Origin of the sequence: Cellulomonas sp. Leaf395 (genome assembly GCF_001424125.1) — a bacterium.
Taxonomy (GTDB): domain Bacteria; phylum Actinomycetota; class Actinomycetes; order Actinomycetales; family Cellulomonadaceae; genus Cellulomonas.
In genome coordinates this window covers 18,873-37,682 of record NZ_LMQI01000003.1, presented here as the reverse complement: position 1 = coordinate 37,682, position 18,810 = coordinate 18,873, and the positions used below count along the sequence as shown (strand labels likewise).

Annotated in this window: 19 protein-coding genes; 4 read left to right on the top strand and 15 right to left on the bottom strand. The window is 72.3% G+C overall.

Going from position 1 to position 18,810, the window contains the following annotated elements:
- Positions 1-51 precede the first annotated feature (51 nt).
- The gene (locus ASG23_RS07970) at positions 52-519 is read left to right on the top strand and encodes a hypothetical protein (RefSeq protein ID WP_056022900.1); all 468 of its coding nucleotides are present in this window, start codon (positions 52-54) and stop codon (positions 517-519) included.
- Here ASG23_RS07970 and ASG23_RS07965 read toward each other — a convergent pair.
- Complete coding sequence (locus tag ASG23_RS07965) at positions 516-2,225, bottom strand: SulP family inorganic anion transporter (protein ID WP_056022897.1); 1,710 nt, start codon at positions 2,223-2,225, stop codon at positions 516-518. The genes ASG23_RS07970 and ASG23_RS07965 overlap by 4 nt on opposite strands.
- Positions 2,226-2,286: 61 nt before the next feature.
- On the opposite strand from ASG23_RS07965, the gene ASG23_RS07960 reads away from it, so the two are divergent.
- A complete protein-coding gene (locus ASG23_RS07960; RefSeq protein ID WP_235520963.1) occupies positions 2,287-2,787 on the top strand; it encodes a GNAT family N-acetyltransferase in 501 nt (166 codons plus the stop codon).
- 9 nt (positions 2,788-2,796) lie between these two features.
- On the top strand, positions 2,797-3,621 hold the full coding sequence (locus ASG23_RS07955) for a VOC family protein (protein WP_056022894.1): 825 nt from the start codon (positions 2,797-2,799) through the stop codon (positions 3,619-3,621).
- On the opposite strand, the gene ASG23_RS07950 is transcribed toward ASG23_RS07955, so the two are convergent.
- Positions 3,605-3,970 carry an HNH endonuclease gene (locus tag ASG23_RS07950; RefSeq protein ID WP_200941546.1) on the bottom strand — a complete coding sequence of 122 codons (366 nt, stop codon included), beginning with the start codon at positions 3,968-3,970 and terminating at the stop codon, positions 3,605-3,607. The two genes, ASG23_RS07955 and ASG23_RS07950, sit on opposite strands and share 17 nt — an antisense overlap.
- Positions 3,971-4,113: 143 nt before the next feature.
- On the opposite strand from ASG23_RS07950, the gene ASG23_RS07945 reads away from it, so the two are divergent.
- Complete coding sequence (locus ASG23_RS07945) at positions 4,114-4,404, top strand: hypothetical protein (RefSeq protein ID WP_056022891.1); 291 nt, start codon at positions 4,114-4,116, stop codon at positions 4,402-4,404.
- Between the two features lie 16 nt (positions 4,405-4,420).
- Here ASG23_RS07945 and ASG23_RS07940 read toward each other — a convergent pair whose 3' ends face one another.
- The 13 genes from ASG23_RS07940 to ASG23_RS07880 all read right to left on the bottom strand — a co-directional run bounded on the left by ASG23_RS07940 (position 4,421) and on the right by ASG23_RS07880 (position 18,716).
- A complete protein-coding gene (locus ASG23_RS07940) occupies positions 4,421-5,344 on the bottom strand; it encodes a hypothetical protein (RefSeq protein WP_056022888.1) in 924 nt (307 codons plus the stop codon).
- 100 nt (positions 5,345-5,444) lie between these two features.
- A complete protein-coding gene (locus ASG23_RS07935; protein ID WP_056022886.1) occupies positions 5,445-5,648 on the bottom strand; it encodes a DUF2510 domain-containing protein in 204 nt (67 codons plus the stop codon).
- 38 nt (positions 5,649-5,686) lie between these two features.
- Positions 5,687-6,871, bottom strand: coding sequence for an MFS transporter (locus ASG23_RS07930; RefSeq protein WP_056022882.1), 1,185 nt, complete (start codon positions 6,869-6,871; stop codon positions 5,687-5,689).
- Positions 6,868-7,410, bottom strand: a complete 543-nt coding sequence (locus tag ASG23_RS07925) for a Chromate resistance protein ChrB (protein ID WP_056022879.1) — start codon at positions 7,408-7,410, stop codon at positions 6,868-6,870. Before ASG23_RS07925 ends, ASG23_RS07930 begins: the two co-directional genes overlap by 4 nt.
- 33 nt (positions 7,411-7,443) lie before the next feature.
- The gene (locus ASG23_RS07920; protein ID WP_056022876.1) at positions 7,444-8,091 is read right to left on the bottom strand and encodes a response regulator; all 648 of its coding nucleotides are present in this window, start codon (positions 8,089-8,091) and stop codon (positions 7,444-7,446) included.
- On the bottom strand, positions 8,088-10,175 hold the full coding sequence (locus tag ASG23_RS07915) for a sensor histidine kinase (RefSeq protein ID WP_056022874.1): 2,088 nt from the start codon (positions 10,173-10,175) through the stop codon (positions 8,088-8,090). The genes ASG23_RS07920 and ASG23_RS07915 overlap by 4 nt, the downstream gene beginning before the upstream one ends.
- Before the next feature lie 10 nt (positions 10,176-10,185).
- Positions 10,186-10,989 (bottom strand): hypothetical protein, encoded by an 804-nt coding sequence (locus ASG23_RS07910; protein WP_056022872.1) that lies wholly within the window; start codon positions 10,987-10,989, stop codon positions 10,186-10,188.
- Between the two features lie 160 nt (positions 10,990-11,149).
- Positions 11,150-12,916 carry a bifunctional metallophosphatase/5'-nucleotidase gene (locus ASG23_RS07905; RefSeq protein ID WP_056022869.1) on the bottom strand — a complete coding sequence of 589 codons (1,767 nt, stop codon included), beginning with the start codon at positions 12,914-12,916 and terminating at the stop codon, positions 11,150-11,152.
- A 202-nt stretch (positions 12,917-13,118) separates the two neighbouring features.
- Positions 13,119-15,584: a hypothetical protein gene (locus ASG23_RS07900; RefSeq protein ID WP_056022867.1), complete on the bottom strand. Its 2,466-nt coding sequence runs from the start codon at positions 15,582-15,584 to the stop codon at positions 13,119-13,121.
- On the bottom strand, positions 15,581-17,539 hold the full coding sequence (locus ASG23_RS07895; protein WP_056022864.1) for a caspase, EACC1-associated type: 1,959 nt from the start codon (positions 17,537-17,539) through the stop codon (positions 15,581-15,583). Before ASG23_RS07895 ends, ASG23_RS07900 begins: the two co-directional genes overlap by 4 nt.
- 20 nt (positions 17,540-17,559) lie before the next feature.
- Positions 17,560-17,970 (bottom strand): effector-associated constant component EACC1, encoded by a 411-nt coding sequence (locus ASG23_RS07890; RefSeq protein ID WP_056022861.1) that lies wholly within the window; start codon positions 17,968-17,970, stop codon positions 17,560-17,562.
- Between the two features lie 198 nt (positions 17,971-18,168).
- Positions 18,169-18,324, bottom strand: a complete 156-nt coding sequence (locus ASG23_RS07885; protein WP_157465586.1) for a hypothetical protein — start codon at positions 18,322-18,324, stop codon at positions 18,169-18,171.
- A gap of 41 nt (positions 18,325-18,365) precedes the next feature.
- On the bottom strand, positions 18,366-18,716 hold the full coding sequence (locus ASG23_RS07880; RefSeq protein ID WP_157465585.1) for a hypothetical protein: 351 nt from the start codon (positions 18,714-18,716) through the stop codon (positions 18,366-18,368).
- Positions 18,717-18,810 lie beyond the last annotated feature (94 nt).

The window sequence follows — 18,810 nt, the reverse complement described above, 5'->3', positions numbered from 1 at the left end:
GCGGTCCGCCATCCGGGGCACGATCATCCGACGACGAGCACGGAGGTCCCTGTGTCCCACGACGACGTCCCCGACGACTCCACCGAACTCCAGGCCACCGAGCAACAGGCCACTGAACGACAGGCGACCATCGACGAGCGTCTGCGGCGCCTCGGCATGGCCAAGGACCTGCAGCGCGCGATGGCGGCCGGCATCGGCAAGCTGCCGGTGAGCGAGACCACGAAGAGCTCGCTGACGTCGAAGAGCGCCACCGCGGTGGTCGTCGTCGGGGAGACGAGCGTGGCGCTGGCCAAGGGCGCCGTCGAGGCGGGGAAGGGCGCGGTGACCGCCGCCAAGGACGGCACCGACGCGTTCCAGCGGACCCGGCAGCAGCACGTCGCCCCGTCGTACGCGTCCCCGGAGCCTCCCGTCGACGACGTGACGACCCGCCTGGAGCGGTTGAGCACGCTGCACCGCGAGGGGCACCTCGACGACGTCGAGTACGCCGAGGCGAAGGCGCGGGTCATCGCCGGCGACTAGCCCGACTGCTCCCGCGCCGCCTGCGCACGGTGGGCCTCGACGGCACGGTGCACGCTCCCGTGCATCCGTTCTGCACCCAAGCGGTCGACCACGCCGTCGCGGGCGAGCGTCGCGCGCACCGACGGCTTCACCCGGGCAAGCCGGACCGTCACGCCGTGCTCCTGCGCCAGGGCGAGGATCTCGTGCAGGGTGGCGGCCCCCTGCGCGTCGACGACGGTGATCGCGCCGCAGTCGATGACGATCGCCGAGAGCCCGGGGCTCGTCTCGGCAACCTCGCGCACCCGGTCCTCCAGCGCGTCCGCCGTCGCGAAGAACAGGCCGCCGTCGATGCGGATCACTGCGATGCCGGGCTCCGGCTCGTCGTCCGGGTGGTACCCGAGCTCGCGGAACACCTGCGTGCCCCGTTCGCGGACCATCAGGGGCAGGGACGGTCGGGTGGTCACCGAGATGAGCCACAGCAACGACAGCCCGATCCCGACGAGCACCCCCGCCAGCACGCCGACGAGCAGCGTGCTGACCAGCGCGACGATCGCGATCCAGAAGTCGAACCGCTGCACCCGGGCGAGCCGGCGCAGTGCGGCCACGTCCATCATTCCCATGACGACGGCCTCGATGATGATCGCCGCCAGCACCGCTGTCGGCAGCCCGGAGAACAGGGGCGCCAGCAGCACCAGCGTGAGCAGCACCATGACGCCGGACGTCAGCGACGCAACCGGCGAGCGCGCTCCGGTGCGGTCGTTCAGGGAGCTCGCGGACAGGCTCGTCGAGACGGGCATGCCCTGGAGCAGGCCGGCACCCACGTTCGCGGCCCCCTGCGCGAACGACTCCTGGTCGATGTCGACGCGGTAGCGGTGGCGGGCGGCGAACGTGCGCGCATCCCCCGCGGTCTGCGAGAACCCGATCATCACCAGCGCCACCGACGCGAGCGCGACGGTCGCCACGTTGTCCGCCAGCAGCGCGATGTCGGGCACCTCGACCGACGGCAGCCCGCGCGGCACGTCACCGACGAGCGCGACCCCCCGCTCCCCCAGGTCGAGCAGCCAGGTGGCGAGCAGACCGCCGACGACGAGGACCAGCGCGCCCGGCACCCGCGGCGCGACGCGACGCAGGCCGAACACCGTCACGAGCGCGACCACCCCGACGACCACCGTCGCGCGGTTCACGTCGCCGAGCGTGCCGAGCCAGGACCAGAGCTCCTGGGGCGCCGTCGATCCCTCGGCGCTCGTGCCGGTGATCTTGGGCAGCTCTCCGACGACGACGTCGATCGCCGCGCCGAAGAGGAACCCCGTCACGACCGCCCGGGAGAGGAACTGGGCGATCCAGCCCATCTTCGCCACCGCGAGGACGAGGAACACGACGCCGGAGACGAGCGTGATCCCGGCGACGAACGGGGCGGCCTGCGCACCCGTGAGCCCGACCGCGAGGACCGCGCTCGCCGCGACGGCGGCGAGCCCGGAGCTGGGTCCGGTCGAGATCTGCCGGCTGGTGCCGAAGATCGCGTAGAGGATCGCTCCGGCCGCGGCGGCGTAAAGGCCGTTCTGCAGCGGGATGCCCGCGATCCCCGCGTACCCGAGGTTCTTCGGGACGATCAGCGCCGCGACGGCGACGCCCGCGGCCACGTCGGCACGCAACCACCGTCGGTCGTACGTGCGCAGCACCTCCACGATCGGCACCCGGTCCGACCAGCGACGACGCTTCGCACCCATGTGCGGACCATAGCGAGGGACCAACCCTGCCGGGCAGGCCCGTGCCGGGTACGTTCACCCGGTGACCTTCGACCTGCCGCGGCCCGCCCTCCCGACGGACGTCGACGACATCCACGCGCTGCGCCGGTCCCTGGAGGACTGGATGGCCGAGCACGGCACGGTGCAGTGGCCGCGGGGATCGCTCTCCCGCGAGCGCATCGTCGCCCAGGTGGACGCCGGTGAGTGGCACGTCGTGCGGGACGAGCTCGGACTGGTCGGCACGGTCCGGCTCCTGTGGACCGATCCCGACTTCTGGGGCGACGACCACACGCCGGCCGTCTACGTGCACGGCCTGATGGTCGACCGTCGCGCGGCCGGCCACGGGCTCGGCACGACGCTGCTCGACTGGGCGGCAGCGCGGGGGCGCGACGCCGGGGTGGACCTGTTCCGGCTCGACTGCCGGACCACCAACCCCGTCCTGCGCACCTACTACGAGCGGTACGGGTTCCGCGCGGTGGGGCAGCGGGACTTCGACGACTTCTCGTGCACGCTCCTCGAGCGGCGTGTGGGTGGGCTTTCGTAGGTTAGGACCATGACCGAGCAGCAGCGGACCTACCCGCAGGGCGTCCCGTCCTGGGTGGACATCGAGCAGGCGGACGTCGAGGCGGCGACCGCCTTCTACGGAGCGGTCCTGGGATGGACGTTCCACGACGCGGCCCCGTCGGGGGCACCGTCCCGGTACGTCATCGCGCAGCTGGACGGACGCGACGCAGCGGGCATCGGCGGCGGTGACACGCAGGATCCCGCCTGGAAGACCTACGTCGCCGTCGAGGATCTCGACGGCGACCTGGACCGTGTCGCGGCGGCCGGCGGGATCGTCACGACCGGACCGACCGTCGCGGGCGAGGGTGGCACGTGGGCGGAGCTAATCGACCCGTCCGGTGCACGGCTGCGGCTGTGGAAGGCGAAGCGCCGGCTGGGCGCGCAGATCGTGAACGTGCCCGGCGCCTGGAACTTCAGCGACCTGCACGCCGCTGACCCGGCGACCGAGTTCTACGTGTCCGTGTTCGGGTGGGAGTTCTCCGACGCCGGATTCGCCACGATGATCCGCGTCCCCGGGTACGGCGACCACCTGGCCGCGACCACCGAGCCCGACATCCGCGAGCGACAGGCGAGCGTCTCCGTCCCACCCGGGTTCGAGGACGCAATCGGGTGGGTCGGACCCGCCGAAGACGGCGAGCCGCCGCACTGGCACGTGACGTTCGCGGTCGCCGACCGGGACGAGACCGCGGCGCTCGCCGCGCAGCACGGCGGCGAGGTGCTCGCCGCCGAGGACGGCGAGTGGGCGCGCACGGCGACGATCCGGGACCCGCAGGGCGCGGTGTTCACCGCGAGCCAGTTCACCCCTCCGGAGTGAGGGGGAAACGCCCCGCCAGCTCCGCCTGGACCTGGAGGTGGCGCTCCAGGAACGCGCGCTCGTCCAGCCGCTTGCGCCGCAGCCACCCGGTGACCTCGTCGTTGCACTTGCTCGCGTTGCAGGACCCGCAGGCCGGGGCGATGTTGTCGAGGGTGTAGCGGCCGCCGCGGGAGATCGGCAGGACGCAGTCGCGCTGCAGCGGCCGGTCCGTCGCCCCGCAGTACGCGCACCCGCCCCAGGCCGACGTGAGCGCGGCCCACTGCTCGGCGCTGAGGTCGTGCTCGACGGCAGCCATGCGACGCTTCCGACGCGTCGCGTACCGCGCCTGGCGCGTTCCCTTGGCCGGCATGGGCGCCACGCTAGTCATTCGTCGGCGGTCCCCGGGGCAAGCGCGAGCGCGGGTCGCTCGCACTCGAGCGCGAGCATGATCCGGAGGGGCACGCCGGTCCCGGCACCCCTCGCTATCGCCCGGGCGTGCCAGAGTCGACCCCGATGGACGCAGAGCCGAAGGCATCGATCTCACCGACCCGCCTGCGGGCGGGCGTCTTCCTGATCCTGCTCTGGTGGATCCCCGTCTGGCTCGCCGGCCCGGTGATCGCCCAGACGGCCGAGCTCGACGTCGAGAACGTCGTGATCGGCCTCGCCGTCGTCCAGACGGTCCTCGGCGCCCTCGGCGCTCTCATCGTCGGCAAGCAGATCGCCCGCATCCTGCGCGGCGTCCCGAGGAAGCAGATGCTGCCGACCGTGTGGCGGGTGTTCCGCCACGGGTCGCTCGACGGTTGAGGCGGCGAGCGGAGCGTCAGTGCTCGACGCGCATCTCTGCCGCTGCCGCGGGTGCCGCAGTCGGCGGGTCCCACTTCCGACGGGTCTGGATGAACCAGAACGCCACGAAGAGCCCGAGCTCCCAGAGCTCCGTGACGATGCCGGCGAAGTCGGTGCGGCTGAAGGCGGCGTAGACGGCGATGCCGGCGACCATGAGCCAGAAGATCACCACGTACGTCCGCGCCTCGTCGCCGGGCGCCATCAGCTCCCCGGACGACTGGCGCCTGACGGACGGCGGCCGCAGCGAGCCGGTGGGTGCGGGCCACGCGTAGCTGGCGACGGCGGTCGCCATGCTGACGACGAGCAGGATCGCCGCAGCGAGGTGGACGTTGTCGAACGTCGTCCCCTCAGCGGCGCGCCACAGGAGCAGGGCGACGAACGCGAGAGCCAGCGCCGTCGAGATCCAGTAGAACCACCTGGTCACGGTGTTCTTTCTCAGCTCGTGGTACGCCCACCGCTTGGTCCTGGCCTCGACGATCAGGAAGGCGATCGTCACGATGAGGACCGCGCCGATCGTGACCCGCAACGAGTTGATGATCTCCGTCCGCTTCTCCGGTGTCTCGAGCTCGGCGAGGGACCTGGCCAGCTGGGTCGGGATGAACGCGACGAACAGGGCGTAGAAGCCGGCCAGGTTGAGGGCGTAGTCCTCGAGGGCTTCGCCGCGGTACGCGACGAGGCACACCGCGATCCCGACCATGCAGCCGACGAACACGTCGCGCAGCGGGCCCAGGTAGTAGGCGCTGAGGGAGCCCTGGATCGAGCCGAGCCCGAAGGCGATGGCGCCGCCGATCAGGCCGACGAGCAGGAGCGCGGGCAGCGCGACGAGCATCAGACGGAGGTGGCGGTACGTCTCGTGGGCCAGGTACGGGTCCGACGACGCTCTGAGCTGCTCTGGGGCCATGGTCGCGATGTTCCCTCTGCTGGCAGACCCCGTCCACCGCGACGCGTGCCCCGGGCACGAGCCTGTCGGCCTATCGGGTCGTCGGGCCGTAGCGTCCGGCTCAGAACACGGACGCCGACACCGCGACCGACAGCGGCACGTTGATCCCCCGCGGGACGTCGGGCCCCCAGGGTGGTGGCTCGTAGCGGACCACGCTGGGCTTGTCCGGATCGACGAGGTAGCCGGTCCACTGGGCGCCGTCCCAGTAGCGCAGGCGCGCGGGCTTCTGCGGATCCGGGTACCAGTTGGCCGGGGCGGTGGGCATACCTCACGGTACAGCGGGCGTGGTGAACCGGAGGGAGGTCAATCTCCGCCGGCTGTGGGCGCGGAGGCAGGGACGAGCCGATCACCACCGGGCAGCGCGCTCGTCGCGGCGAGGACGAGGGCGAGGGCGCCGAGGCCGACGGGGAGTGACCAGAGGGTGGCGACCGCCCCGACGAGGAGCGGGCCGCCGGCGTCACCGAGCTCGCGTCCGAGCTCGGCGGTGCCCATGGTGCGTCCCATGCGTTCGTGGGGCGTGGTGTCTGCGAGGTAGGCGAACGCGAAGGGCGTGGCCGCTCCGATCCCCACCCCGATCAGGCCGCCCGCCAGGTAGAGGCCGGCAACGGCGGGCCACACCGCGGCGAGCAGGACGCCGCCCGCGGTCAGAAGCAGCCCGCAGGTCATCCCGGCGGGGTCGGTCACCAGGTGCCGGTCACGCGCAGCACCGGCCAGCGGCTGCGCGAACGTCGAGCACAGCGCCAGGACCGAGGCGATCCCCAGGGCGACCAGCAGGCTGGCGCCCAGGTGGTCGGCGAGGGCGGGCAGGAACCCGATGGCCGCTCCGAGCGCGCCGGTCGAGGCAGCCAGGACCACGGTGGGGATCACGAACGCTCGGTGGGTGGACTGCCGGAGCACGTCGGCGACGGTGTAGCGCGGCCGGGGCAGCGGCTCGATCCGGGGCAGCCGGACGGCGACCCAGGCCGCGGTCAGCGCTGCGACGCCGGCCAGCGCGACGAAGAGCAGCGGGAACCCGCCCAGGTGCAGCAGGGCCGCTCCGATCAGTGGACCAAGGGTGTAGCCGAGCGCCTTCCACGAGCCGTACCGCCCGAAGTACCGTCCGGTCCGGCCGGGACCCGCGAGGCGGGCGACCGTGGCGGATGAGGCGGGTGAGAACGCCGAGGCAGCGGCCCCCTGCCCCAGACGGGCGAGCACCAGGACCAGAGGCTCGGACCCCCAGACCCCGATCGACGACGTGACGGCGAAGGCGACGAGGCCGCCGACGATAACCGGCTTGGCTCCGACCCGGTCGCTCAGGGAGCCGAAGACCGGCTTGAGGATGACCTCGGCGACGTCGTAGAGCGCGATCAGGATGCCGATGCGCAGCAGGCTCAGCCCCAGCCCCTCGCCGCTGGCACCGAGTCCCGCGGCGACGCTGTGAGCACCGAACGCGGTGACGAAGCCAGCTGCGTACAGAGGCGCCACCGCATCTCTCGGCTGCCCGCTCATCCGTGCACCTTGGCATAGACGAGCTCGGTGTACCGGGCGAGCTCCTGCACGCACCGGGCGAGCGCGCTCTCGGCGTCCGTCGCGGCGTAGACCTCGAAGACGTCCTTCGCGCGGGTGGTCCGGAACCACCGGCGCAGCCGCTCGAGGCCGTGCTCCTCCTCGTCCAGCTCGGCAGTGGTGAGCTTCCCCTTCGCGATCTCCCGTGCGATCTCCTCGATGAACTTCCCGCAGTCGGCGACGAACTCGTCCCCCTCGTCGCGCCGGGCGGCGTCGAACAAGGCCCGGAGCCTCGCCGACTCCTCGCGCTCCGCAGTCGTGCGCAGGACGATGAGGTCCCCCGCCCCGCGCCGCGCCAGGTCGCGGGCCCAGGCCGCGCCCGTCGCGCAGGTGGGGACGTCGGGAGCCGTCCAGGTTCCCTGCCCCATCGGGACCGCGCCGAACGCCCGGAGCTCGCGCCACACCGCGACGCGGTGACGCGAGGGCTGCGCCGGGAGCTGCACGAGGAGAACCAGCCAGCCCCCTGCGTCATCGACAGACACCTCAAGTGAATGCAACAGCTGTCACACGAACCGTCAGGACAGCTCGCCCATGCCCGCCCGCCTGGCACGGCGGATGGCCTCGGCCCGGTCCGGGACCTCGAGCTTGGTGAACAGCGACGACACGTGGTTGCGCACCGTCTTGTCCGAGATGAACAGCTCCCGCGCGATGCGCCGGTTGTCGTGCCCACGGGCGACGAGCTCGAGGACCTCCCGTTCCCGGTCGCTCAGCCGCGGGAAGATCTCGCGCCCCGGGTGGGCGGCCAGGCCGGCGAAGTAGCCGACCAGGCGGTCGGCCACGGTGGCGCTGAACACGGCGCCACCGGCGGCGACGGTCTGCACCGACTGGATCAGCTCGGCCCGGCCGGCGCCCTTGACCACGTAGCCGCGGGCGCCCGCGCGCATGGCTGCGACCACGGCATCGTCCTCGTCGGCCATCGTCATCACGAGCACGCGGGTCTCGGGGTTCGACCGGAGCACCGCCCTGGTGGCGTCGATGCCTGACCCGTCGGGGAGGTTGAGGTCCATGAGCACCACGTCCGGACGCAGCTCGGTCACCATCACGAGCCCGGAGGCGACGTCGTGGGCCTCGCCGACCACCTCGAGACCCTCGGCACCGGAGAGCGCCGCACGCACGCCGTCGAGGAACAGCGGGTGGTCGTCGACGAGTAGCACCCGGGTCATCGCGGTCCTTCCAGGGTCCAGGGGAGGACGGCGCGCAGCTCAGTTCCCGGTCCGGGTTCGATCGCCCGCACGGTGAGCGATCCGCCGATCTCCTCGGCGCGCTGCCGCATCGACGCGATGCCGAGGCCCGATCCGGGACGCGCGTCCCGACCACCGTCCGGTCCGACACCGTCGTCGAGGACGACGAGAGCGAGCGAGTCGGCATCCCTGGTGAGGGCCAGGACGAGCCGGGTCGCCTGGGCGTGCCGGGAGACGTTGGCGAGGGCCTCGGCCGCGATGCGGTAGACCGCGACCTCGGTGGCCGCGCTGAGCTCGCCGACCTCGTCGACGGCGACCTCCACCGCGAGCCCGGGTGTGCGGTGCCGCTCCGCGAGCAGCTCCAGAGCACGTGCGAGCCCGAGGTCGTCGATGCCCGGCGGCCGGAGCCCGTTGGAGATGGTCCGGACCTCCGCGACCGCGTGACCGACACTGCCACCGGCGGCGGCGAGAAGGGCGCTCGCCGTCGGATCGGCCACCAATGCCTGCGCGGACTCGACCTGGAGGCGCAGACCGGCCAGCGTCGCCCCCACCCCGTCGTGGAGCTCCCGCCGGAGGCGCTGCCGCTCGGACTCACGCGCGGCCACGAGCAGCTCGCGGCTGCGCTGCAGCTCCTGGTGGAGTTGGAGGGCGGCGATCGAGGGCGCGACGAGGTCGGCGATGCCGGCGAGGACGTCCGCGTCCTGCTCGGTGACGACCGCTTCGCCGGGCCGCGGAGCCACAACGAGCCACCCGGCCGTCTCTCCGCGATGCCTCATCGCGAACCGTTCGCCCGCCGCGCTCGAGTCTCCGACCCCGGCCAGCCGTCGCTCCTCGCCGTCGACCAGCAGCCACACCTCGGCCGCACCCAGCCGCAACGACGAGACGACGGTCTGGCACACCACCTCCGGGACCGCGGCGATGTCGAGCCCGGGCGCGGCGAGCCGTGACGACAACCGGGACGTCACCACGTACGGGTCGGCGCGATCCCCGTAGAACAGCCGGTCGGCGCCGGCCCACAGCCGTCGACCCAGAGGGTGGATCAAGGCGCCCGTCGCCCCTGCGGCGACGGCGGCGCTCAGGACGGAACGCTCGTTGCCGACGGCCTGCAGCACCGCGAAGACGCTGAGGTAGACGCCGATCAGACAGATGGCGAGGCTCGCGGTCACCAGGGCTCGGCAGACCGCCGTGTCGAGGTCGTAGAGCCGGTGGCGGGTGACGGCAACCCCGATGGCGATCGGGACCAGTGCCACGGCAGCGGCCTGGGTGAGCACGTCGGCCGGACTGGGCAGCAGTCCCTGCGCCAGGGTCACCGCGACCAGGGTCCCGGCCGCGACCAGCAGGACGACGACCTGCCGCCGACGCAGCCCCTGCGACCGACGCAGCTTGAGCACGAGGCTCCACACCGACGCGATCGATGCCGGCACGAGCAGGACGGCCGCGGCGACGACCAGCACCGGCGCCGCGACCTCCGAGGTGACGGGCTTGGCGACCGGGACCGCGCCCTGGAAGTCCTCCGGGTAGAGACCGACGCCGACCGCGAGCAGGACGATCCCCGCGCCGGCGGCGGCAGCGACGACCCGCCAGATACGGCCGGGCAGCAGCCCGTCGGGATAGAGCAGCGCGACCCAGGTCAGCAGGGGCAGGAAGCCGGGGACCCAGAGCCAGCTCTGCAGCTGCGCGAGGATCCCGACGAGGTCGCTCTGGTCGGACCCGACGAGGGCGAGGGCGGCCGTCAGCACTGCGAGCGCGGACGCGAGCCCCGCGCCGAGCATCACCCAGGCGAGCGCCCGCGTCCCGCGAGCCGGGGTCCGCCCCAGGAGGATGACGAGCGCGATCACCGGGTAGACGAACCCGACGGTCGCGTCGACGACCAGCTGGGGGGCCGGTGGCAGGTGCCACACGTCGCCGATGGTCATGATCGCGACCGCGGCGACCGATGCACCGCACGCGAGCGCGGCGACCAGGCTCGCCCAGCGGTTGCGCAGCACGAGACGCACCGCCGCCCCGCGCCCGGGCTGACCGGGTCGCGAGGCGGGGCGGACCGTCTGGTCGACCGCCACAGCCATGGCGGGGATCCTAGATCCCGCGCTGCTCGGTCGAGGGCTGAACGGGGTTACGGCGCTGCATCCAGGCTGCGACCGCCGAGACCACGCCGAACGCGAGCGCCAGGAGCGACCACGTGGTCCCCTCGCCGAACGCGAGACCGGCGACGCCGAAGCCCAGGCACGAGACCGCGACCCACGCGACGAGCGAACGAGCGGCCGGCAGCAGTGCCGCCAGAGCTGCCAGGACGATGAGCGTGACCGACGTCCAGGCCATGTCGAACAGGTGCGGGTTCTGCGAGTGGTGCCCGGTCGTCGCCAAGTTCTGGAGCGCGAGCTGGTCGAGCGCGTACGGGGTCAGGAACGCGGCCAGTGCGAGCGCCAGCGGAGCGAGGAACGGGTCAAGACGAACCCTCCCCCGCAGCTGCGGCCGTAGCGGCATCGCGAGCCAGAGCAGGGCACCGGTGATGACGATGACGCCGATCAGGAGCGGCGCGCCGCCACCAGGAGCCACCGCCGCGCAGACGACGCCGGAGCCTGCGAAGGCGAGGTGCATGAGGCCCGCGGCGGTGGACGGTCGGCGGCCGCTCCACGCGGCCCGGACCAGCGGAATCAGAGCCCCCAGCCACAGCGCGCACAGGATCAGCCCCTGGCCGGTCGCCTGGTGGAAGCGGTGGTCCGGCTCGACGCCGGTGACGAGCATGCGCGCGAGGTTGACGGTGAACACGACGGGGATCGCGCAGGCCAGGAAGGCCGTGACACCGACAGCCGTGCGTCGCCGCCGGCTCGGCGTGACCGCCGGCTCGGGAGCGGTGAGGGTGGTGGACGTGGGACTCATCGTTGGTGTTGTCATGACCACCACGGTCGTCCGCCGTGTGTCCCGGGCACATCGCCGGTGTGTCCCGGAGTTGTCCCGTCGTGGAGGAGCCAGCCCTCACATCGGGACTCGCACACGCAGGACGGCGCCCGACCCGCAGGTCGGGCGCCGCCCTGTCACGTCAGTTGACGCGGGTGATCCGCGTCAGCGGCGGCGGGCTGATGCCCGTCGGCTCCGCCGCCTGGAGGTAGGCCTCGAACGCCTGCAGGTCCTCCAGGCCGCCCACGCGGTCGGTGCCGCTGCGCAGCACACCGAACCCGTCACCGCCGTCGGCCAGGAAGTTGTTCACCGTCACGCGGTAGCTCGCATCGAGGTCGAGCGGGACGCCGTTGATGGTGATCGACGCCGGGTTGACCGCGCCGAGTGCCGGGTCCGTCGCGCACGTCACGTTCGCCGCCGAGTTGGCGACGGCGAAGTCCCAGGTGTAGCTGAAGCCGGCCGACGGCAGCAGCACCTTGAAGAACCCCGGTGTCGGGCTCGCGAACGGCGAGTTGAGGCCGCAGAACTGCTGCTCGAGGAGCAGGTCGATCTGCGCTCCCGTCAGCGTGAGGGTCTGCAGGATGTTGCCGAACGGCTGCACCGTGAACGCCTCGCCGAACGTCACCACCCCGTCGCCCTCGCCCGCCGCACTCGACGCGTAGGTCAGCGAACCGCGCACGCCACCCGGGTTCATGAACGCGACGACGGCCTGTCCCTCCGGTGCCGGCCCGTCGGTGGCAGCGAGCTGGGCGTCGGCGATCACGTCGCCCATCTGCTGTTCGCCGTCGGGCTGGTTCGTGTTGGTCAGGTCGCCCGTGATGTGACCGATCGGCCGGTTCGCGATCGGCGCCGCGACGGTGTTGTACCGGTCGATGAGGGCCGCGATGGTCGGGTCCTCCGGCACGTCCCGGGTGATGATCCGGTTGTTGATCGTGAGGCTCGTGACGTCCTTGGTGGACCGGCTGACGCGCATGTCGATGTCGGTGACCAGGCGCCCGAAGCTGTACGCGCTCGTCGTCGGGATGCCGTCGATCACGCAGTTGTACGGCTGGTGGGTGTGTCCGCTCACGACGAGGTCGACGGCGGGGTCGAACCGCGTGACGATGTCGACGATGGGGCCGGAGACTCCGGCGCACCCGTTGATGTCGAGGGCCGTCGGTGACCCGCCCTCGTGCACCAGCACGACGATCGCCTCGACGCCTTGCGCCTGCAGCTGCGGCACGAGCGCGTTCACGGTGTCGGCCTCGTCGCGGAAGCTCAGGCCCTGGATGCCGGCCGCGCTCACGATGTTGGGCGTGCCCTCGAGGGTCATGCCGATGAAGGCGACCTTGGCACCGTTGAAGTTGCGGATGGAGTACGGCGCGAAGAGCGTCTCTCCGGTCGACTCCTGTACGACGTTCGCCGCCAGGAAGTCGAAGTCGGCGCCCGCAAAGGGCGTGCCGTCCTGGCACCCGTCCGTCGGGTGACACCCACCGTTCGCCATCCGCAGGAGCTCCGTCGCCCCTTCGTCGAACTCGTGGTTGCCGACCGCGTTCAGGTCGAGGCCGATCGCGTTCATCGCCTCGATCGTGGGCTCGTCGTGGAACAGGGCCGACAGGAGGGGGCTCGCGCCGATGAGGTCGCCCGCGGAGACCACGATCGAGTTCCTGTTGGTCGCCTCGAGGTTCTTCACGTGCGTCGCGAGGTACGTGGCTCCGCCGGCGTTGACGGTGCCGACGCGCCCTCCGCTGCCGGTCGGCGGCAGGAGATTGCCGTGGAAGTCGTTGAGGGCCAGGACCTGGACCTCAACCTCGGACTTGTCCATGATCAGCGGGGGCTTGGGCTGGGACGCCTGTGCGGGTGCGGCGCCCAGCGCGACGGCGAGCAGGGTTGCTGCTCCGGCGGCGATGAATCGGGGTCGGTGTGTCATTTTCGGACAGTACTGCCGCGTAGCGCCGGGGTAAATGCCCGAGCTGGGCGATTGTCCATGGCTCCCGCTCAGGACCGGCGGGGAGTGCTGGGAATCGGCTCCACTGCGCGTCGCAGCAGCGCCATGCCCGTGCTGCGACCGCGGCTCTCGTTCGCGCGGAAGATGCCCGCGCGGTGACTGAAGGCTCGCGCGTGGCGGTACGTCAGGGTCTGGCACCCAGGAGCGACTCCCAGGCGGCCGCGACCGTGGCGGCGCCGGGCAGGGACGGCACCGCAGGGAGTTCGCCGCCGAGAGAAGAGTCGTCGTCTGCGAGCCGGAGCAGGTACCGGACGAGCTCGAACAGGTCGGCGTCCTCGCACCACGCCTCCAGCGAGTCCATCTCCGCCGTCAGCGCGGGCTCGAGATCGACCTGCCGCGCACGCTCGGCCGCCACCTCGGTCAACGTCCGCAGCACTGCCCGCGACTTCTCCTCCTGCTGCGCGAGCGCGAGCAGCGGCAGCATGATCACGCTCTCCTGGGCGAGCCGGAAGGGGCGGCAACTTCGACGTACCGAAGACTCGTACCGATCGGCTCCGGCCGTCCCGCCGGACGTCACGATCTCGATGGCCGCCAGCCGTAGCTCCGAGCCTGCCTTCCGGTCACCGGCGGCGTTCACCCGCTGGGCGAGCGCGTGGGCCCTCGCCCGGTCGACGAGCAGGGAGTACCAGGCGGCGTCGAGCAGCTCGTCGCGCTCCTCGGCTTCGTCGACCAGGTCGCGCAACGCGTCGCCGGCCGCCGCCAGCGACCGTCCGAGGGCCAGGGCCAGCACCCGGATCTCCCGGGACCACCACGCGTCGAAGTCCATCTGCGGCACCAGCTTCGCGGCTTCCGAGGCCCGATCACGGATCAGCAGGTCGTAGCCGCGCACAGTGGCCGCCCAGCCGGGCGCCATGACGTCCGACGTCACGGTCCGCAACCACTCCCGAGCGTCGTCGTTGAGCACGCCACCCCAGTTCGTCTCGGACACCACGCAGGTCTCGATCAACCAGTCGTCGTTCGGGAGCTGGTCGAGCGCGCGCCGCCCGGACCACGCCGCCGGCCAGCGGAGGTCCGCATCCGTCAGCGCCCAGGCCAGGTGCGCCCAGGTGTACGGGGCGTCGGTGTCCAGCATGGACGCAAGTAGCAGGTGCGGCAGCGCCCGCCAGCGCAGGCTGGCCCGGACCGGCTGCTCGGCGTCGGCCACGGCGTCCGTCCGCGCCAGCAGCAGCCCCCAGACCAGGCACGCCCGACCAATCGTGTCCGGTGCGTGCCGGCCCTCCAGCCCGCCCATCAGCGCCAGTGCCTCGGCGAGCATCTCCCCGCTGACCGCGGGCGCCTGCCCGAACGACGACCCCCACAGCGCGTCGGCGAGGTCCAGCCCCGATGTGGGGCCGGGATCGCGCTCGCGGGCGGCGCGCAGACAGCGGACGGCGGACGACATGTCGTCAGCACGCCGGTAGTCGGACGCCGCGTCACGCAGCAGGGCGACCGACTCCTGCGCGTCATCGACCGCGCCGGCCCACAGCTCACGCAGCCTGCCGTCCTGCGCGTACGTCGTGAGACTCGAGGCCGTGTAGGTGCCTGCCAGCCGCGGGATCTCGGCGGTCTCACCCAGCGCCGCCGCGACCTCCACGCGGAAGTAGGTGTACCGGTCATCCCTGCGCGCCCGGTCCTGAACGCGCCACCAGGGCAGCCCGTACGGCTTTCCGAGCCGGGACACCGCCGTCTCCAAGAGCTCGCGCCCGAGCTCCAGCTCCACTCCTGCCTCGAGCAGCACCTGCGCACGCAGCAGCACGGGCTCACCCGATGCCGGGTCGTGCCGGACGATGCGGGTCGCGACGGTGCGGGCGGCCGTGAAGGCCGCGGAGGCATCGCCCTCGGCCGCCGCCTGGCGTAGCAAGGCGATCACGGCGACCGTCCCGACATCACCGGCCCCCGACCAGGACTCCGCGAGACGGCGGGCCTCCTCGAGCTCGCCGCGGGCATACCGAAGCAGAGCTTCGGCCAGCATCACCGACGGCTCACGGTCGAGGTGCCGGACCTCGGCGAGCCGAGTCTCGGCCGCGTCGGCGTCCCCCTCGGCCAGATCGTCCAGGACTGCGGCGACCACGTTGACCGCGTGCAGCTCTGTGCCGGCCGAGGCGACCGAGTCGCGCTGCCGGCTCACCTCGCTGGCCGCCGTCACGTGCCCGCGCGCGAGGGCCAGCCGGGCGGCGAGCTGGACGACGGCGTCCGGACGTTCGTCGTCGTGGGCTGCCGCCCAGAGCTGCGACGCGACCTCGTTGGGCAGACCCTCGACCAGGCTCCCGTCGCCGGAGCTCTCCAGCAGCTGGACGATCCGGTCCGCCATCCGGGTAGCAGGGTCGGAGGGAGCGGCCACGACAGCCTGGACCAGGCGGTCCACCTCCTGCTGGACGTGGCCACGGAGGCGGGCGATGCCGGCCAGCTCCTCGAGGACCTCCCAACGGGCGGGTCCCCCGGCGGTCTGCCCGTCGGCCGCGCCTTCGAGGTCGGGCGACGGGCTCGGGTCGAGCGTCCGGTGCAGCTGCTTCTCGGCCTCGGCGATCTCGCGATCGCTCGCCCCCGGGCCGACCAGGGCACGCGCGAGCTCCACCCGCGCACGGCGGACGGCCACATCCCGCTCGGTCACGGTGCACCTCCCTTCCCCGGGGCGGACTTGTTGCCCAGCCTGACGCGCGGCCGCTCGTCGGCCCGAGCCAGCCGGGGTGGCGGCTCCGCGCCGTAGTAGAAACCTGGGACGCCGAACGTCGGCTGCAATTCAGCCGGGATGTAGCGCAGGACGCGGTCGCGCGCGAACCACACGCTGCGAACCAGGTCGTGGCCGCTGCTGAGAGCCGCCAGCAGGAGACCGACGAACGTCTTCGGCTCCTCGGGGTCACGGTCGTCGACGTAGCCCTCGAGGCCAGGGGTGTGGCAGATGAACACGACGGGGACACCGAGTGCGGTGTTGAGCGCGGACGCGGCGATCGGCGCGGCACGGATCGCGTCGAGGCCGGCCTCGGCAGCGACCGACGCCAACACCACGCCGCGCAGCTCGCGGTCATGGCGGAGCTCGTCGGCGAGCGACTCCGCAGATCGCCAGTCGGTCTCGAGGCCGTCGGCGAATCCCACCCTCGCGAACGGGATGCCGTCACGCGACGAGCGCAGCAAAGGCGCGCAGATGACGAGGTACTCCGGCTTCTGGTCGATCGCGTCCATGAGGACGGCCCAGCTCGCCGGTTGGTCGTCAGGGGTGGTCAGCGTGCGGACCGACGGCATCGCCATCAGCTCTGCGCCGACACGGACCGCCATCCGCGCGTACGGACGCGCGACACTGCTCACGACCGCGACGTCGGCAATGTCGGACGCACGGCTCGGCTGGTCAGCGGCTCGACCGGCCCGGGTCACGACGAGCTTGCGCTGCGCCAGGCCGGAGGGATCGACGCCCTGGTCGGCCGGGACGTGGATGAACTCCCAGGGGTACTCCGAGAGCGCAGCCCATGGCGGTCGGAAGGTGAGGTTCAGCTGCACCACCACGTCGTCGTCCTCGACGTCTGACAGCAGCCTCTTGATCCCGGGGGGCAGGGCCGCCTCGAACAGGTTGGCACCCGCAGTCTCCAGCGCGCGGCGGGCCCGCCGCTGCCACGGAGGGTCGCCGTAGCCCTTGGCGCGCATCACGGCGTCGGCCAGCTGGCAGAGCCGGCGGATCGCAGCGAGCCGTGTGGGGTCCAGCGCGGTGACATCGCGCTCGTCGTTGGAGATCCGGCCATTGCCGTCGCTGTCCCACGTGGCGACCACGAGGGCGTCGGTGAACGTGATGCCGACCTCGATCACCCGCAGCTGCTCCGGCCAGCCGCGAACCCGCATGGGGGTTGCTTCGCGCCTCGGGCGGGGCCGCATCGCCAAGCCGATCCGGCCTTCCGCTGCCAGGTTGCGGTGCGGACGTGGCTGCAGACGAGGCTCGAACCGGTCGAGCGCGGCGTACACGTCCTCGGCAGTGAGGACCCCGTTGGTGCCTTCCAGCGTCTCGTCGACGAGCACCGCGGCGAGCGCCTTGGTGAACGCGCTCGGACCGTCCGGCTCATCCTGGTCCCGCACGACCTGGTTGCCTCCGCTGGACAGGACGACCGTGCCCCTGCCGAACGTGGACAGCAGGTCGTCATCCACGAGCTCGTCCGCGCGGAACTGTCCGGAGTAGCAGCAGTCCAGCACCAGGATCGTCGAGCGTGCCCGTGCGCCGTCGAGCCACTCGCGAAGGAGCGCGGTGTGCAGCGCGCGGTTGTGGCGACGGTCGAACGGGACGTCCACACCGAGCAACCCGAGCTGCTGGGTGGCGCCCAGCCGCTCGCCGTGGCCGGAGTAGTAGATCAGCAGGACGTCGTCCGGTCTGCTGCTGTCCGCGGCCTGGGAGAGCGCGTCGGACAGCTCGTCGGCCGTGAGGTTCTCCCGGACGTCGACGTCCGCAGCCTTGAACAGACCGAAGTCGGGGTGGGTGAGTGCCCTCTCGAGGTGCTGGACGTCGTGGTGCGGGCCGCGCAGTTCCGTCATGCCCCCGTCACGGTGCGCATACTTCGAGTTCCCGATCAGCAACGCCCGGAATCCCACGCCCCCTCACCTCCCTCTGCCTACGTCGCCGGCGGGCGAGCGCCCGGGCCGTTGAACGCGTCGGAGGCGAGATTCCCCAGCTCTGTGGCGCCGAGCCCGTCGGCCTCGACGGTGACCGTGCGCACCGGGGCACCGTCCTGCTCGACGGAGACCGTGACCTTGCGCCGTCCCGGCCGCGCGCTCACGAACGCCTTGAACATCTCGGTCGCGGCGGTCATCGCGCCGGCGCTGCCCAGGGCGAGGATGACCTCCGTCAGCTCGACACCTCGGGTGCCCTCCGCCTCGGGTGGCTCCTGCGTCTCCTCGGGGAGTTCCCGACTCAGCAGGCGTTGCAGCTCGGCGAGGTCAGCACGCCAACGGTCGTCGTCCGCGCTGCCCCACTCTTCGGTGTCCGGACTGACGTGCAGCACCAACCGTGTGCCGTAGGACATGGAAACCCCACCTTCCCCTCACCTGGGTGGAGCACGGAAGGACGCACCAGATACATGACGCGGTACTGCATGTGTCGTTCGCTACCGAAGGTACGCTGGCTCACCGGATTCGATGCCGGCGGGACCGCCTGAACCTCGAGCGGACACGGCTGACGTCACCGACGAGCCGGCCCGCCGCATGGCGAGCGCGTCGTGCCGTCACGGCTGCGGCCACGGATAGGGCATCGGGATCGGCGGGGTGGGAACCGGCGAGCCGGGGCCGGGCCCGAGGCCGCCCAGGCCCGCGGGTGCTGCCCCGAGTCCGAGGACGAACGCGATGACCAGGGCGACCGAGGCGACCGCGGCGGCCGCCAACCTCCGAGCGTCGTCCGTCCGGGTCGTCCGGCCGCGGGCCATCACGAGCCCGCCTCCCGGCCGGCACCGTCGACGACGCGGCGCGCGACCGGCTCGCGCCGCATCGCGACGTAGTCACGGCACATCTGCGCGATCTGCTGGCCCGCCAGCTGCAGCGACTCGCACGGGCCCATGTCCAGGGGTGTGGGGCCGGGAGTCACCGCGCTGGGCAACCCGTCGCCGGCGACGTCCGCGCCGCGGACACCGACGGTGCCGCCGACGAGGACGCCCATCGCCACGACGAGGACCGCGACGGCGCGACCGGTCCGACTGGTGCGTCGGTCGTCGGGGGGCGCCGGCATCCAGACCTCATCGGCCCCGGGGCCCAGCTCGAACGTGACGACGGTCGTCATGGACGGCTTCCTGGTCATGGCGCCCACGCTGCTCCGCCGCTCCGCTCCTCACATCCAGGCATTCCCGGGACCTGGACCAGGGGAATCCCTGACT